Source organism: Clostridium rhizosphaerae (assembly GCF_016765585.1).
Lineage (GTDB): Bacteria > Bacillota > Clostridia > Clostridiales > Clostridiaceae > Clostridium_AT > Clostridium_AT rhizosphaerae.
The window spans coordinates 1,240,928-1,255,364 of record NZ_JAESWC010000002.1; the positions used below are offsets into that span (position 1 = coordinate 1,240,928).

The 14,437-nt window shown below is 33.0% G+C and carries 16 protein-coding genes and 1 other annotated feature; of the genes, 2 read left to right on the forward strand and 14 right to left on the reverse strand.

From position 1 onward, the window contains the following. Positions 1 to 6: 6 nt before the first annotated feature. From JK636_RS08955 to JK636_RS09000, 10 genes are all read right to left on the reverse strand, one after another. Positions 7 to 387: a RidA family protein gene (locus JK636_RS08955; protein ID WP_202748483.1), complete on the reverse strand. Its 381-nt coding sequence runs from the start codon at positions 385 to 387 to the stop codon at positions 7 to 9. 43 nt (positions 388 to 430) lie between these two features. Beyond that, positions 431 to 874: an MOSC domain-containing protein gene (locus JK636_RS08960; RefSeq protein WP_202748484.1), complete on the reverse strand. Its 444-nt coding sequence runs from the start codon at positions 872 to 874 to the stop codon at positions 431 to 433. Positions 875 to 1,186: 312 nt separating this feature from the next. Beyond that, complete coding sequence (gene moaA / locus JK636_RS08965; protein WP_202748797.1) at positions 1,187 to 2,158, reverse strand: GTP 3',8-cyclase MoaA; 972 nt, start codon at positions 2,156 to 2,158, stop codon at positions 1,187 to 1,189. Further along, positions 2,155 to 2,631, reverse strand: coding sequence for a cyclic pyranopterin monophosphate synthase MoaC (gene moaC, locus JK636_RS08970; RefSeq protein WP_243428142.1), 477 nt, complete (start codon positions 2,629 to 2,631; stop codon positions 2,155 to 2,157). Before moaC ends, moaA begins: the two co-directional genes overlap by 4 nt. Before the next feature lie 2 nt (positions 2,632 to 2,633). Then, the gene (locus JK636_RS08975; RefSeq protein ID WP_202748486.1) at positions 2,634 to 3,653 is read right to left on the reverse strand and encodes a molybdopterin-binding protein; all 1,020 of its coding nucleotides are present in this window, start codon (positions 3,651 to 3,653) and stop codon (positions 2,634 to 2,636) included. Positions 3,654 to 3,700: 47 nt separating this feature from the next. Beyond that, the gene (locus tag JK636_RS08980; protein ID WP_202748487.1) at positions 3,701 to 4,192 is read right to left on the reverse strand and encodes a MogA/MoaB family molybdenum cofactor biosynthesis protein; all 492 of its coding nucleotides are present in this window, start codon (positions 4,190 to 4,192) and stop codon (positions 3,701 to 3,703) included. Positions 4,193 to 4,463: 271 nt separating this feature from the next. After that, positions 4,464 to 6,401 (reverse strand): threonine--tRNA ligase, encoded by a 1,938-nt coding sequence (gene thrS / locus JK636_RS08985; protein ID WP_202748488.1) that lies wholly within the window; start codon positions 6,399 to 6,401, stop codon positions 4,464 to 4,466. Between the two features lie 177 nt (positions 6,402 to 6,578). Continuing rightward, positions 6,579 to 6,790, reverse strand: a binding site (T-box leader). 52 nt (positions 6,791 to 6,842) lie between these two features. Then, a complete protein-coding gene (locus tag JK636_RS08990; protein ID WP_202748489.1) occupies positions 6,843 to 7,286 on the reverse strand; it encodes a MarR family winged helix-turn-helix transcriptional regulator in 444 nt (147 codons plus the stop codon). A 25-nt stretch (positions 7,287 to 7,311) separates the two neighbouring features. After that, positions 7,312 to 8,169 carry an SDR family oxidoreductase gene (locus JK636_RS08995; RefSeq protein ID WP_202748490.1) on the reverse strand — a complete coding sequence of 286 codons (858 nt, stop codon included), beginning with the start codon at positions 8,167 to 8,169 and terminating at the stop codon, positions 7,312 to 7,314. Between the two features lie 72 nt (positions 8,170 to 8,241). Then, the gene (locus JK636_RS09000) at positions 8,242 to 8,871 is read right to left on the reverse strand and encodes a nitroreductase family protein (protein WP_202748491.1); all 630 of its coding nucleotides are present in this window, start codon (positions 8,869 to 8,871) and stop codon (positions 8,242 to 8,244) included. Positions 8,872 to 9,009: 138 nt separating this feature from the next. Between JK636_RS09000 and JK636_RS09005 the strand changes: the two genes are divergently transcribed. Continuing rightward, a complete protein-coding gene (locus tag JK636_RS09005; RefSeq protein WP_202748492.1) occupies positions 9,010 to 9,318 on the forward strand; it encodes a winged helix-turn-helix transcriptional regulator in 309 nt (102 codons plus the stop codon). Between the two features lie 54 nt (positions 9,319 to 9,372). On the opposite strand, the gene JK636_RS09010 is transcribed toward JK636_RS09005, so the two are convergent. The 3 genes from JK636_RS09010 to JK636_RS09020 form a co-directional block, all read right to left on the reverse strand. Then, positions 9,373 to 10,041 (reverse strand): hypothetical protein, encoded by a 669-nt coding sequence (locus JK636_RS09010; RefSeq protein ID WP_202748493.1) that lies wholly within the window; start codon positions 10,039 to 10,041, stop codon positions 9,373 to 9,375. Between the two features lie 167 nt (positions 10,042 to 10,208). Next, positions 10,209 to 10,763 (reverse strand): rubrerythrin family protein, encoded by a 555-nt coding sequence (locus JK636_RS09015; protein WP_202748494.1) that lies wholly within the window; start codon positions 10,761 to 10,763, stop codon positions 10,209 to 10,211. Positions 10,764 to 10,847: 84 nt separating this feature from the next. Further along, positions 10,848 to 12,239 carry an MATE family efflux transporter gene (locus JK636_RS09020; protein ID WP_202748495.1) on the reverse strand — a complete coding sequence of 464 codons (1,392 nt, stop codon included), beginning with the start codon at positions 12,237 to 12,239 and terminating at the stop codon, positions 10,848 to 10,850. Positions 12,240 to 12,527: 288 nt separating this feature from the next. On the opposite strand from JK636_RS09020, the gene JK636_RS09025 reads away from it, so the two are divergent. Continuing rightward, the gene (locus JK636_RS09025) at positions 12,528 to 12,962 is read left to right on the forward strand and encodes a MarR family winged helix-turn-helix transcriptional regulator (RefSeq protein WP_202748496.1); all 435 of its coding nucleotides are present in this window, start codon (positions 12,528 to 12,530) and stop codon (positions 12,960 to 12,962) included. 13 nt (positions 12,963 to 12,975) lie between these two features. On the opposite strand, the gene JK636_RS09030 is transcribed toward JK636_RS09025, so the two are convergent. Then, a complete protein-coding gene (locus tag JK636_RS09030) occupies positions 12,976 to 14,430 on the reverse strand; it encodes an MFS transporter (RefSeq protein WP_202748497.1) in 1,455 nt (484 codons plus the stop codon). Positions 14,431 to 14,437: the final 7 nt, after the last annotated feature.

The following is a 14,437-nucleotide window of genomic DNA, read 5'->3' on the forward strand; positions in this document are numbered from 1 at the left end:
TATTACTTAATCCATTAAAGCAATAACTTCAATTTCCACTTTTGCATCCTTTGGAAGTCTTGCAACTTCAACACAGGACCTTGCCGGAGGATTTTCTGTGAAATATTTTGCATATACTTCATTCATTGCCGCAAAATCATTCATGTCACTTATAAATACTAATGTTTTAACTACCTTGTTTAAAGAAGTGCCTGCTTCCTCTAATATTGCCTTAACATTTTCTAAAGATTGTGCAGTTGCTTCCTTAATATCAGAAACTAATTCTCCTGTAGCAGGATTAACCGGAAGCTGTCCTGAGGTATAAACAAAGTTTCCTGCCTTTATTGCTTGTGAATATGGTCCTATTGCTCCTGGAGCATTTTTTGTAGATATAATTTTTTTATCCATAATTCTCTCCTATATAATCATCAGTTTTTTCAATTTCATTTTATCATAAATTATTCCATTGGTCGATTTCTATTTTGTCTCCTATTTTTGCAATTCCACCCTTTAGTACTCTTGAGAATATTCCCTCTCTTGGCATTATGCAATCGCCAACTGTATAATAAATATGACATCGGTCATGACACTTTTTCCCTATCTGAGTTACCTCTAAAAGTATTTCTCCTATTCTAAGTTTTGTACCTATAGGAAGCTTAGCTAAGTCAATTCCTTTTACAACTATATTTTCTCCAAAGGCTCCAAATTTTACACTTATCCCTCTATTATTAAACTCTTCAATTTTTTCATAGGATAAAAGACTTACTTGTCTGTGCCAGTTACCTGCATGGGCATCGCCTTTTATTCCATAATCTTCTATAAACTCTGCTTCACCTGCATCAACTTTCTCTGTACCTTTTTTTTCACTTATGCATAAGGCTAATATTTCTGCCATTCAAAACAACTCCTTTCTTCGAACCGGGGCATCCTGGTCTTGCTCACTTCCGTTCGCAGGATGCCCGTAAAAGCCCATTTAGGGCTTTGTCTTCAGACCCGGGACATCCTATACTTACTCACTTCCGTTCGCAGGATGTCCGTAAAAGCCCATTTAGGGCTTTGTCTTCAGACCCGGGACATCCTATACTTACTCACTTCCGTTCGCAGGATGTCCGTAAAAGCCCATTTAGGGCTTTGTCTTCAGACCCGGGACATCCTATACTTACTCACTTCCGTTCGCAGGATGTCCGTAAAAGCCCATTTAGGGCTTTTACCCTCCGATTTGGTACATAAACCTTTTTTCTGAATCTTGGTTTTCTGATTGGAATGCATGTTGCTCTGGTTTTGAGTAGCAGCATTCTTTTATTACATTAGTAAGCTCTTCATCAGTTATTCCTTGTCGCATTAATTTTTTTAAGTCTTCTCCTTTCTTAAAGTGAAGACACTGCTTTAAAAAGCCATCAGCAGTTAATCTAATTCTGTTACAGTTCCCGCAGAAGGTATGACTTATAGGGCTTATAAAACCAATAGTTCCTTTTCCTTCTTCTGTTTTATAATAAACTGCCGGTCCATTATTTTTAGGAGAGCTTTTATATGGAATTAATTTTCTATTTTCTTCAATTAACTTTTTTATTTCATCAACAGTAATAGTTTCAAATTTTTTTCCTGCTCCTAAAGGCATCATTTCAATAAATCTAAACTCTATATTTTTTTCCTCTGCGAACTTAATAAAATCAAGAATTTCTTTATCATTAAAGTCCTTTATAATAACAGCATTTAATTTTACTTTAATACCTTTTTCAATACATTTATTAATAGAGTTTAAAACAGGCATAATATCCCCGCCGCCTGTTATATCCCTATATTTATCTTCTTTTAATGTATCCAGACTTACATTGATTGCATCTATACCAGAGTCTATCAACTTATCTAGATAACTATTTAAGAATATACCATTTGTTGTTAAGCAAACTTCCTTTATATTTTTAAGAGATTTTATATCTTTTATAATATCTGTAGTGTCCTTTCTAATTAAAGGCTCTCCACCAGTAATTCGTACTTTTTTTATTCCTATATCCGAAGCAAGTTTAGCTATTCTGCAGATTTCATCTTTTGTCAATAATTCTTTCTTCTGCATAAAAGATATATCTTTATCAGGCATACAGTATTTACATCTTAAATTACACCTGTCAGTAACAGATATTCGCAAATAATCTATAGTTCTTCCCCATTGGTCAATCAATATATCCACTCTCCACTCTTTCCTCCATCTTTTTTAAGCAGATGAATGTCTTCTATTATCATTCCTCTGTCTACAGCCTTACACATATCGTATATGGTAAGAGCTGCAGCAGAAACTGCGGTTAATACCTCCATTTCAATTCCTGTCTTTCCTGTTGTCTTTGCTTCAGCCTCTATAGTTATATAGCTTTCCTTGTCATTTATTTTAAAATTTAGACAGCATCCCGATATCATAATAGGATGGCACATAGGAATAATGTCTGAAGTTTTCTTAGCTGCCATAATTCCTGCAACTCTTGCAACTCCAAGCACATCTCCTTTTTCTATACGTCCCTGCTTTATTAGTGATAGGGTGTCAGCCTTCATTCGAATTTTCCCTTCAGCAAGAGCTGTTCTTTTGGTTTCTGCTTTTTCACTTACATCTACCATTCTGGCTTTCCCGTCCTCATCAAAATGTGTTAGGTTATACTGCATCATTACACTCCCTTTCCAAAGCTGCAGTTTGGAAACCTGCACGGATCACATTCCATGCATAACCCTCCATGACCATAGGCAGCTATATCATAATTAGTAAGCTTTTCACCTGCAAGAAGCCTTGGAAGCACCAAATCAAAAACAGTTCTTTCATTATACATTACGCAGCCAGGAAGTCCTAAAATAGGCAGTTCCTTTTCATAGGCCAGTAAAAACATTGAACCGGGCAATATGGGAGCACCATAAGAAACAAGCTCACCGCCTATACTTTTTATCGCGGTTGGAGTTAAATCATCCGGATCTACTGACATACCCCCAGTGCATATAATCATCTCTGCTCCCTTACTTATCCATTCTTTTATCGCTTTCTTAATTACCTCTAAGTTATCTGGAACAATTACTTGTCCTATAACTTGACAATTAAATTCTTCCACCTTTCTTTTTATCACAGGCCCAAAGGAATCTTTTATTCTTCCACTATATACCTCACTTCCTGTAGTAACGATAGCAACTTTTTTTGCCCTATAAGGAAGTACTTCTATTATTTTTTTATTAATAATCTCTTCAGCCTTTTTAATTTTTTCTTCTTCTATAACTAAGGGTATTATTTTAGTACCTGCAACCTTTTGACCTTTTTTTACCGGCATATTATTATGCAGAGTAGATAAAATAATTTCACCCATGCTGTTTAATTCAAGTAAAAGTTCTTTATCTACTTTAAGAAGCCCATCAGCTTCAGCTATAAAGTTAATCTTGCCTTCCTTAGTTTCGCTAAAGCATAGGCCTTTCCCGGCAGATAAATTTTTAAGTCTTTCTGCTGCTTCATTCTCGTGAAGCATACCTTCTTTTTTTTCCCAAACATATAGATGTTCTTTTCCAAGAGACAATAGTACAGGTATATCTTCCTCTCTCACAATATGACCTTTTTTAAAAGCTGCATCCTTTACTTTTCCAGGTATTATCTGAGTTATATCATGACAAATTACTGAACCAACAGCTTCATGTACATTAATTTTTTTCATTTTCATTCTCCCCTTTACTCTGAAAGCTAATTTAGTATGAAAATCCTCTATTTTCTCGCACACTCAGATGCATCGCCTGTAAGTATCTCAAGTCCATGTTCTACAGAATCTAAAATAAATACAAACGCCTCCTCAACAGCCTTAGGGCTTCCTGGAAGATTAATTATTAATGTACCTTTTCTTATTCCTGAAACCGCCCTTGAGAGCATCGCCCTCGGAGTAATTTTTAAACTATAAAAGCGTATAGCCTCGGCAATCCCCATAGCTTGTCTATCTATAACTGATAAAGTAGCTTCAGGTGTTACATCCCTTCTGCTAAAACCCGTTCCACCTGTCGTAAATATTAAGTTTAACTTTAATTTATCTGCTTGATATTTTAGTTCTTCTGCAATTTGTTCCTGTTCATCCGGAAGAACTATATATCTTTTGACTTCATATCCGAACTCCTCAACAACTTTTTTAATTAATTTACCGCTAATATCTTCTCTTTCCCCTACTGCCCCTTTATCACTTGCAGTTATAATTCCCACTGTGTACATTTTCCCACCCTCTCTTCTTATTTTGTTAATCCACCTTACATCAACAGTTTATAGATAAACAACTTCAACTATAAACTTACAAACAATAAAAAAGCATTGAAGATTTGCTATTTTTATTGTCTGTAAGTTAAGTTTTCGTATTGTTTATCTATAATTAATCCTTATTTATATTATATTTATGTGTTTCTTATTCTATTATCTTAATTTAGTAGTTAAGTAAAAAAAATTAGAGCTGCAAGTTTAAGCTTGCAGCTCTAATTTTTATAGACTATTATTTTTCTTTTGTTTGAATTTCATTAACAATTCTTTCAACAAATGCATCTAGTGCAATTGCACCTTCATCGTCATTCTTACGGCTTCTTACAGAAACAGTATTTTCAGCCGCTTCTTTTTCACCTACTATAAGCATATAAGGAATTCTATTCATTCTTGCTTCTCTTATCTTATAGCCTATCTTTTCAGCTCTGTAGTCTGGCTCAACTCTAACACCTCTAGCTTGAAGAGCTTTAACTACCTTTTCTACATAGTCATGATACTTCTCTGAAATCGGAAGTACCTTAACTTGAACTGGTGCAAGCCAAGTTGGGAAAGCTCCTGCATATTTTTCAATAAGCATTGCTAATGTTCTTTCATAGCAGCCTATAGATGTTCTGTGTATAACATATGGATACTTCTTTTCTCCATCGCTGTCTACATAAGTCATTTCAAATCTGTGCGGAAGTGAAAAGTCAATTTGAACAGTTATTATTGTATCCTCTTTACCATGAACATTTTTAAATTGAAGGTCAAGCTTTGGACCATAGAAGGCAGCTTCTCCCACTGCTTCTTTATAGTCTAAGCCTAAATCATCAAGTATCTTCTTCATCTTAGCTTGAGTATCCTCCCAAGCCTCTGGATTATCTATATATTTTTCTTTATTATCCGGATCCCACTTAGAGAATCTGTAAGTTATATCTTCTCTAATTCCTAATGTATCTAACATGAAGTTAATTAAATCAACAACATCCTTGAATTCCTCTTCAAGCTGATCTGGTCTAACAATTAAATGTCCTTCTGATATAGTAAATTGTCTTACTCTTATAAGTCCGTGCATTTCACCTGAAGATTCATTTCTAAATAGTGTTGAAGTTTCTGCATATCTTAATGGAAGATCTCTATAGCTTCTTTGTCTTGAGTTATAAATTTCAAATTGGAAAGGACAAGTCATTGGACGAAGTGCCATAACTTCCTCATCCTTCTCTTCATCTCCAAGTATAAACATTCCATCTTTATAATGATCCCAGTGTCCTGAAATTTTGTATAAATCACTCTTAGCCATAAATGGAGTTTTAGTTAGAAGATAGCCTCTTCTTTCTTCTTCATCCTCAACAAACCTTTGAAGAAGCTGAACTACCTTCGCTCCCTTAGGCATTAAAAGTGGAAGTCCCTGACCTATTTCATCTACAGTTGTGAAAAGTTCAAGCTCTCTGCCTAGCTTATTATGATCTCTTTTTTTAGCGTCTTCAACTTTTGCTAAATATTCTTCTAATTCATTTTTCTTTGTATAGGAAGTTCCATAAATACGGCTAAGCATCTTATTCTTTTCGCTGCCTCTCCAGTAAGCTCCTGCAACTTGAGTAAGCTTAAAGGCTTTAACAAATTTAGTATTCATTAAATGAGGTCCTGCACAAAGATCTACAAACTCACCCATCTTATAGAAGGAAATTACTGCATCTTTAGGTAAATCATTTATAAGCTCAACCTTGTAAATTTCATTTTTTTCTTCCATCAGCTTTAGTGCTTCTTCTCTAGGAAGTTCAAATCTTTCAAGGTTTAATTCTTCCTTAACGATTTTCTTCATTTCCTCTTCAATCTTTGTTAAATCCTCAGCTGAAAAAGAGCCTTCTTTATCAAAATCATAATAGAAACCTTCTTCTATAGCTGGTCCTATAGCAAGTTTAGTTTCTGGAAATAGTCTTTTTACTGCTTGAGCTAGTATATGTGTTGTAGTATGTCTGAAAGCTTTTTTACCCTCATCATCGTTAAAAGTTAAAATGTTTAGCTCGCAGTCTCCTTCTAGTTTAAATCTTAAGTCCACTGTCTTTCCGTTTACGCTTCCTGCACAAGCTACTCTCGCCAAGCCTTCGCTTAGATCCTTAGCAACTTCTATAACAGAAATTCCAGCTTCGTATTCTTTTACTGAACCATCTTTTAAACTTATTTTTATCATCTGAAAATCCCCTTTCATCTATATAATGCAATAAAGTTCTTACATTAATTATGTCACAAAATATCCAATCTTCAAGGATTTTTGGGACTTCATTAATGTATTAGAACTTTTGCATTGTATATATTTCTATTATTAACAAATTTAAGCAAAATAAAAACTCCCGTCCCAAATATAAAAATATGGGACGAGAGTGTATACTTCTCCCGTGGTTCCACCCAAATTGCCTATACTTAAATATAAGCCACTTGAAAATTATAACGGAATTACCGGACTTTATTAGAGTCACTCTGAGGTGGTCTTCAGCTTTTATACATTTAAAGATACTTTCAGCTAATGTATCTTCTCTCTTGAAATTATAGAAAGCTTACTCTTCTCATCATAGTGTTTAATGTTTTTATATTGAGTTCATTATAGCATTTTATATAAAACTGTCAATAATATTTATGAAAGATTATCAATTATTCTTATTAAGAATCCTTTTAAAGTATCTATTTCGTCAAATTTAAACTCTTTTAGAGCGTGAATTAATATTTCGTCACTTAATGCTTCAAGTTCACTTAAAATTTTTATAGACTTGTCTGTAAGATTGATTATTTGAGAACGCTTATCTTCAGGATTTGTTTCAGCTATTATCCAGCCACTTTTGGCGAGCCTGTTTATTATACCAGACATTGTAGCTCTATCCATATTGAGCCTGTTTGCTATAGCCGCAGGTGTAGCTTCTTGAAGTCTATTTTCCTCCGTCAAAAAGCTTAGGTCTTTAAGTACTGACCATTGAGATGAGGTAATATTATATTTTTCCAAGCTTTTATTAAGCTGCCATTTTAACGAACGTGACGCTTTATTTAAAAGATATCCTATATTTTCACTACTATAATTCTTCAACAGTTGTACTCCTTTCATTACACTTTTATTTCCAGCAATCAATATAATCCTGAATGTATTTTTCTACTGAAGTTGGCTTTCTTCCTAAAATCTTTTCAAGTTCAGAAGTTACTTTTTTTGCCATACCCATCTTTGTTGACATATAGAGGCCCACCATTACATTAGCAAAGGTTTTATCTATTCCTCTATTTATCATAACCTTTCTAAATCTTAAAGGTGAAGGGTTTGAATATATTATCTTCTTACCTAAAGCCTTAGAAAAAATTTCTGCTACTTCATAATAATCTAATGCTTCTGATCCAGTTAAAGTATAGGCCTTATTCAAATGATTATCTTCTATTAAAACCTTTGCTGCAGCTTCTCCTATATCTCTGGTATCAATAAAACTTGACTTTGATTTACCTGCTGGTATAAATAAATCTTTGTTTTCCTTAATATCAAATCTATGAGTTGTATCTAAATTCTGCATAAAAAAGCTAGGTCTTAAGAATGTATAAGGAATTCCTGACTCTACTATAAATTTTTCAATTTTATAATGAGGGGGTATAGGATTATGCTCTATCCCCATTAAAGAAAGAAATACTATCTGTTTTATTCCTTTTTCTTTAGCTTTTTCTATAAAGGGCTTAACGTATTTCTTAGCATCAGAAACAGCAGGCGGCCTCATCAAAAATATTTTATCTACATCTTCAAGTGCTTTATCAAAAGTACTAGCCTTCTCAAAATCAAACTCAACAAATTCAATTTCATTACTATACTTCTCCTCCGCCCTCTTTACATTTCTGACAGCAGCTTTAAAGTTAACTCCAGCTTCTTTAAGATATTTTCCTACAAAGCTTCCTACATTTCCAGTAAAACCAGTAACTAATACTTTACCCTTCATAATTTTCCTCCATAAAAGTAATTCGTACACTAACTATATAATTAGTGTACGAATTACTTTTATATTTGTCAACTATTTAAACTCTTCGAAGACCACAAACTCTCCTACAGGCTTCCTATAACCTCTAAATCTTCTTTTTGTTGTATCCTCTTTTCCCATTGTTATGAGCATTACTGGCTCTAAATTTATTGGAATATTAAATAACTCCCTAACTTTTTCAGAATCAAAACCTATCATAGGACATGTATCCCAACCCTTATCCTTAGCAATAAGCATAAACATCATAGCTGACAAAGAGGCATTTCTTATTGCTTCATCCCTTTGAAATAATTCTCCTCTTCCTTCATACATACTATTTATATCATTCAGCATGTTATCATAGTCAAATTGTGATAACATTCTTAAATTAAGCATTCCTGAATAAATTTTATCCGCTTTTTTATATGCTTCTTTATCTCCAAGTACAATTATGGCTGCAGAAGCTGTATGAATTTTATATTGATTAAATGCAGCTTCTCTTAATGCCTCTTTTTTTTCTTCATCAGTTATAACTAAATAATTTGCATGTTGAATATTAAAGCAGGATGGCGCAAGCTTTAACATTTCAAATATATCAATAAAGTCCTGTTTGAGTATTTTTATACCTTTAATAAAATTATTAGCTGATCGTCTCTCTTCTATAATATTTTTAAGTTCTGCCATTACAAACCCCTCCATCTTAGTATACAATTCAGTTAATTATGTAATAATATAACATACTTACTTTGCATAACTATATTATATTTTTTTACTTACTTTTGTCAAGTAAATATGTTATAATAATCTTAGGAGATGATAAACATGGATAAATTTCATATGTGTCCAAGATTCGAAGCTGCTTTTGAGCTTTTAGGTAAACGCTGGACAGGATTAATTATACGTTCATTGCTTAGCGGCCCTAAAAGATTTTCAGATATACAAGAAATTATTCCTAATCTAAGTGCTCGTATGCTCACTGAGCGTTTTAAAGAGCTAGAAGAACAAGGCATTATATCTCGTAATGTTTACCCAGAAATGCCTGTTAGAATTGAATATAAGCTTACTGAAAAAGGTAAAGCCTTAGAAAAATCTATGGATGAAATTCAAAATTGGGCTGAAAATTGGACATAAAATAAAAAGTGTCAGACTACTATTAAGCGTCTGGCACTTTTATTTTGACTAATATTAGTTTACTATAGTATCTACTAACAGATTATATATATCTAAAACATGATAATTTATACTTCCAAGAGAATTAGTTAAGTACATACTGCTGCTTATTTTTGTGCTGGGATGAGGCTGAGTACCTGAAAACTTATAAATAAACTTTCCGTCTAAAGTAATTCCTAAACAAAAAATAACGCTAAAAATAACTAACCTTCCATTAAAGCTTAATGGTTTTCTTCTTACTGTTTTCATTATTTTTATTAATGGAATTAATAAAATCAAGTCAAGAAAATAAATAAAATCAAAAGGCTCTATTACTTTGAATGTATTATTAAGTATGTTTTTAAACAAGAACCCATTTCTAAGTGCACCAATAGATATTACATCCATAAAATTTCTAAAATAGACTGTATCTGAAATTAGAATTAAGCTTATTACTATATTTACTATATATAAAAATTTAATTCTTCCCTTTTCTTTAAATAAATAAGAAGTAGCTGCTATAGTTAAAACAGAAGCTATTACTGGTGCTTGAACAAGTCTCATATCAAATCTTTCAGGGGAAATCTGCTTGCCGTAATAAAGTACCTTTGCAGAAACTATAACCAGAAACGAAAGCACATCCCAATGTTCTATCCACTGCAGACTTATTTTATCAGGTCCAACATTACTGTTGTAAAGCTCCATCCTCTCTCACCTTCTATTATTATCATTAATAGCTTTATGTTACTATCCTATTGTGGCAGTATTATCACGATTTAGTTAATAAATTATGAACAAAATTTAAAGACCAGAGATCAAGTACCCCTGTACTTATTTCTCTGGTCTTATTTTAATTTAAAATACACTCTAAATTAAAATGCCTTAAACAAATCTTTTTTAACTCCACAAACTGGACATTTTTCAACTTCATCACCGATTTCAGTAAATCCGCATACTGGACATATATAAATAGTTTCTGACCTAATATCTTTGCCTTCCTTAGCACTATTCTGAGCTTCCTGGAACAATCTTGCATGTATTTTTTCAGCTTCTAAAGCGTAATGAAAAGATCTTTGAGCATCTTTTTCTTCCTGGAACCTTGCAGTTTCAAGATATACAGGATACATTTGATCAATTTCATGAAGCTCTCCATTTATAGCTCCCTGAAGATTTTCTACAATATTTGTATGACCAAAAACTGCTCCAGCAGCAACTGTACTGTCACCAACCTGTTCTTTCATTACATTGAAGTGGTTAGTTGCATGAACCTGCTCTGCATAGGCTACTCCCCTAAATAATCTTCCTATGTTAGGAAAACCATCTTTCTCAGCTGAGTCTCCCCATATAAGATACCTCATATGAGCCATGCTTTCGCCGCCGTATGCTGAACGTAAAAAATCTGCTGTCATTGCATTTTTTAATGACATAATAACACATCCTTTCACAAATCCTATCCAAATATATTATTATGCTAAATGATATTTTATATACCTAATTATTCCATTATATTATTAATATTCCTCAGCTCTAACTAAATCCATGTTATCCTTTGGATTTATAATTTCTACTTTATTTAGTTTTCTCATCTCTTTAAAAACTACCAAAACAGTTATTATAGTTGAAAGTAAATCTGCAACCGGCTGAGCCATCCATACTCCATTAAGTTGATAATGATGAGGTAATATAAGTATTAGAGGTATCAATAAAATAACCTGTCTCAAAAGGCTTAATATCATTGAAAGCTTTGCCTTGGCAACCGCTTGGAAGTAATTTGATCCTACTATGGCTACACCAATAATTGGAAGCATCATAAGAAATATTGATAATCCCTTAGAACCTATTGCAATTAATGCAGCATCATCTGAGTTAAACACCTTTATTATCTGTACTGGGAAAAGCTGAACAAATACAAAACCTACTGTAGTAATTGCTGTAGCAGCAAGCATCGCATATTTTAGCGCTTTCTTGACTCTCTTAAAATTCTTCGCTCCATAGTTATACCCTATTATTGGCTGGACACCTTGATTTATTCCAAATATAGGCATAAGTATAAGCATTGCTACACTGTTTACAAGAGCCATAGCTCCTATAGCAAGGTCTCCTCCATAGGTAGCAAGACTTTTATTGAAGGTTACTGTAACCATACTTGCTGCAACCTGCATTACAAAAGGAGATGCTCCAATAGCGACTATTTCTTTTATAATCGCTGAATCTAATTTCATGTTCTCCTTAGTAAGCTTTAATAAGCTTTTACCATTTGTAAAGTATCTTAAAGTCCAAGCAGTAGTAATAAATTGAGAAATAATTGTTGATAATGCGGAACCTCTTACCCCTAACTTGAAAACAAATATTAATAAAGGATTAGCAATAAAATTGATCAATGCTCCAATAAGCATAGTCATCATAGCTGTTTTAGGATTACCCTCTGCACGGATAATATTATTTAATCCCATGCTGACACTTTGAAACATTATTCCGAGTATTATTATAAATGAGAATTGTCTTGCATAAGGTAAAATTTCTTCACTTGCACCTAAGACTCTTAAAATTGGATTTAAAAATAATAAACCTAGAACTGTAAGCATTATTGAAAAAATGACTAGCAGCACAAATGCATTTCCTAGAACCTTCTCCGCATCATCTTTCTTGTGCTGCCCAAGTTTTATGGAAACTACAGCAGAAGCTCCTATTCCGGCAAGCATTGCAAAAGCCATGATAATATTTGTTATAGGAAAAGTTACTGCAACTCCAGAAAGGGGAATCGATCCTATACCCTGACCTACAAATATTCTATCAACAATACTGTATAATACATTTACAAGCATTCCTATAATTGAAGGTATTGAAAATTTCAATAGAAGCTTTCCAACACTCTCTGTTCCTAATTCATTTGTTTTATTCAATATACACGCCCCCTTTATTATATAATCACGCTCGCTATATAATATTAAAATTCTAATACATTAATAATGTCGCAAAAATCCTTGAAGCGTGGATATTTTGTGACATTATTAACTTAAGAACTTTATTTCATTATATCTATCTGCAGCATATTAATTATACTTGACATTTGTTGCACACACAACTGTTAAATTGCATAAAACAATAATTAAAATAAGTAGATTTTTTATCAATCTTTGGCTATTATATTTATAGACTTACTTTATATTTATTTAGGAGGCAACAATCACATGACTAAAGATGCAGGTTCCGTTGGAAAATGGATTTCTATTTTAAACAGACACTGTCAAGCCTACATAAGCAAAAACTTAAAAAAATATGATATAGGAAGCGGACAATATATTTTTATCATAACTCTATTCGATAATAACGGAATCAGTCAGGATAAGCTGTCTGAAATATTAAGTATAGATAAAGGCACAACGGCTAGAGCACTTCAAAAACTTGAAGCTAAAGGATATATACGAAGAGAAATTGATGATAAAGATAAACGGGCCTATAAGGTTTATGCAACTGAAAAAGCATATGCCATTAAGCCCGAGATTTTTAAAGTACTAAAAGCTTCATCAAATATACTTTCTGAAAACTTAACTGATACAGAAAAAGAACTTGCTATCGATCTTTTAAAGAAAATGTCTGTAAATGCTGTTTCTAAACTTAAGTAGATTGCCTAGCATTCTACTTATTTATTGTATCTATTGCCATTTTCTTATTTTTAATCTTGCTTCCATATAGTCTGTAGGCAGTCAATATTGCTCCAATAAAGCATATGGATGCAGCTGCAATGTATACATATTTCATTCCATATACAAATACATCATCTCTATTTTCTACATAGTTGACCACGCGATAGCCTATCTTGTAACTCATTCTGTTGTATAAGAGCGTTGTAGAAAGAGATACCCCCAAAACCATGCCAAGGTTTCTTACCAAGGCATTAACGCTTCCTGCTATACCAAGTTTGTGTTTAGGCACAGTAGACATAATTAAGGAATTATTAGGCGATTGGAATAATCCATTTCCCAGTGCCATTGCCCCTACAAAAATAATAAGTATCCACAAGTACGAACTTTGAGTTAATGTAGACATTAAAAGAAGACCTGTGCTGCTTATTAAAAGACCTATAAAGGTAAGAAACTCAGAACCTATTTTATCCGATATATATCCGCTCACCGGAGCAACAACTGAAAGTACAATAGGATATACCATCATTATTAAGCCTGTAGTACCTGGTGAGAGCTTCTTAACATCTTGCAGATAAAATGGCTGAATAATATTTGATGAACCAATTGCAATAAAAGTTACAAAGCCGCAGAAAATACTTAAAGAAAACAGCTTGTTTTTAAATATCTCAAGATCTAATAATGGCATAGAAATCTTCTTTTCCACTATTAAAAAAGCAGCCATTGATACTATTGCTAAAACAAAACCCGTTATTATAGCTGGGTTATTGTATCCAGTATTTTGCCCTTGAGTTAATGAACCAAAAATCAAAACTATTGATGCAGCAAATAATATGGTTCCTTTGAAATCCAACTTTTCGTTTAATTTATTCATTTCTTTAGGAAGAGTCTTCATTCCAAGAGTAAATGATAAAATTCCTATAGGTACATTTATTAAAAATATATACTTCCAGCTAAGTACTGTAATAATAAATCCTCCAAGAGGAGGCCCTACCATAGATCCTAATGCAACAAAAGTACCTGTTAACCCTAAAGCTCTTCCTCTTTCATTGCTTGGGAAAACATGAGTTACAATTCCCTGACTTGTAGCCATACTAGCCGCAGCTCCTATAGCTTGTATAACTCTTGAAGCAACAAGTATGACAAGACTGTTGGAAATACCACACAATAAAGATCCAAAAGTAAATAATATAATACCAAATTTAAATACTTTAGTTTTACCTTTTATGTCCCCCAGCCTTCCAAACATAAGAATGGATGCAGAAATAATTATAAGATAGCTTGTTACTACCCACTCAATTGATGCCATGCTCACATTTAAATGTTTAGACATAGCAGGCAAAGCTACATTTACTATACTGCTGTCCAGCGTTGACATAAAAGTCATCATTAATATTGTAAACAGTATAATCCACCTGCTGGAATTTACTTGATTATTTTTATTTTCCATTATACTC

Coding starts and splice junctions, on each gene's coding strand:
- JK636_RS08955 (WP_202748483.1), bottom strand. CDS start 387: ATGGATAAAAAAATTATATCTACAAAAAATGCTCCAGGAGCAATAGGA.
- JK636_RS08960 (WP_202748484.1), bottom strand. CDS start 874: ATGGCAGAAATATTAGCCTTATGCATAAGTGAAAAAAAAGGTACAGAG.
- moaC (WP_243428142.1), bottom strand. CDS start 2,631: ATGCAGTATAACCTAACACATTTTGATGAGGACGGGAAAGCCAGAATG.
- JK636_RS08975 (WP_202748486.1), bottom strand. CDS start 3,653: ATGAAAAAAATTAATGTACATGAAGCTGTTGGTTCAGTAATTTGTCAT.
- JK636_RS08980 (WP_202748487.1), bottom strand. CDS start 4,192: ATGTACACAGTGGGAATTATAACTGCAAGTGATAAAGGGGCAGTAGGG.
- thrS (WP_202748488.1), bottom strand. CDS start 6,401: ATGATAAAAATAAGTTTAAAAGATGGTTCAGTAAAAGAATACGAAGCT.
- JK636_RS08995 (WP_202748490.1), bottom strand. CDS start 8,169: ATGAAGGGTAAAGTATTAGTTACTGGTTTTACTGGAAATGTAGGAAGC.
- JK636_RS09000 (WP_202748491.1), bottom strand. CDS start 8,871: ATGGCAGAACTTAAAAATATTATAGAAGAGAGACGATCAGCTAATAAT.
- JK636_RS09005 (WP_202748492.1), top strand. CDS start 9,010: ATGGATAAATTTCATATGTGTCCAAGATTCGAAGCTGCTTTTGAGCTT.
- JK636_RS09010 (WP_202748493.1), bottom strand. CDS start 10,041: ATGGAGCTTTACAACAGTAATGTTGGACCTGATAAAATAAGTCTGCAG.
- JK636_RS09015 (WP_202748494.1), bottom strand. CDS start 10,763: ATGTCATTAAAAAATGCAATGACAGCAGATTTTTTACGTTCAGCATAC.
- JK636_RS09025 (WP_202748496.1), top strand. CDS start 12,528: ATGACTAAAGATGCAGGTTCCGTTGGAAAATGGATTTCTATTTTAAAC.
- JK636_RS09030 (WP_202748497.1), bottom strand. CDS start 14,430: ATGGAAAATAAAAATAATCAAGTAAATTCCAGCAGGTGGATTATACTG.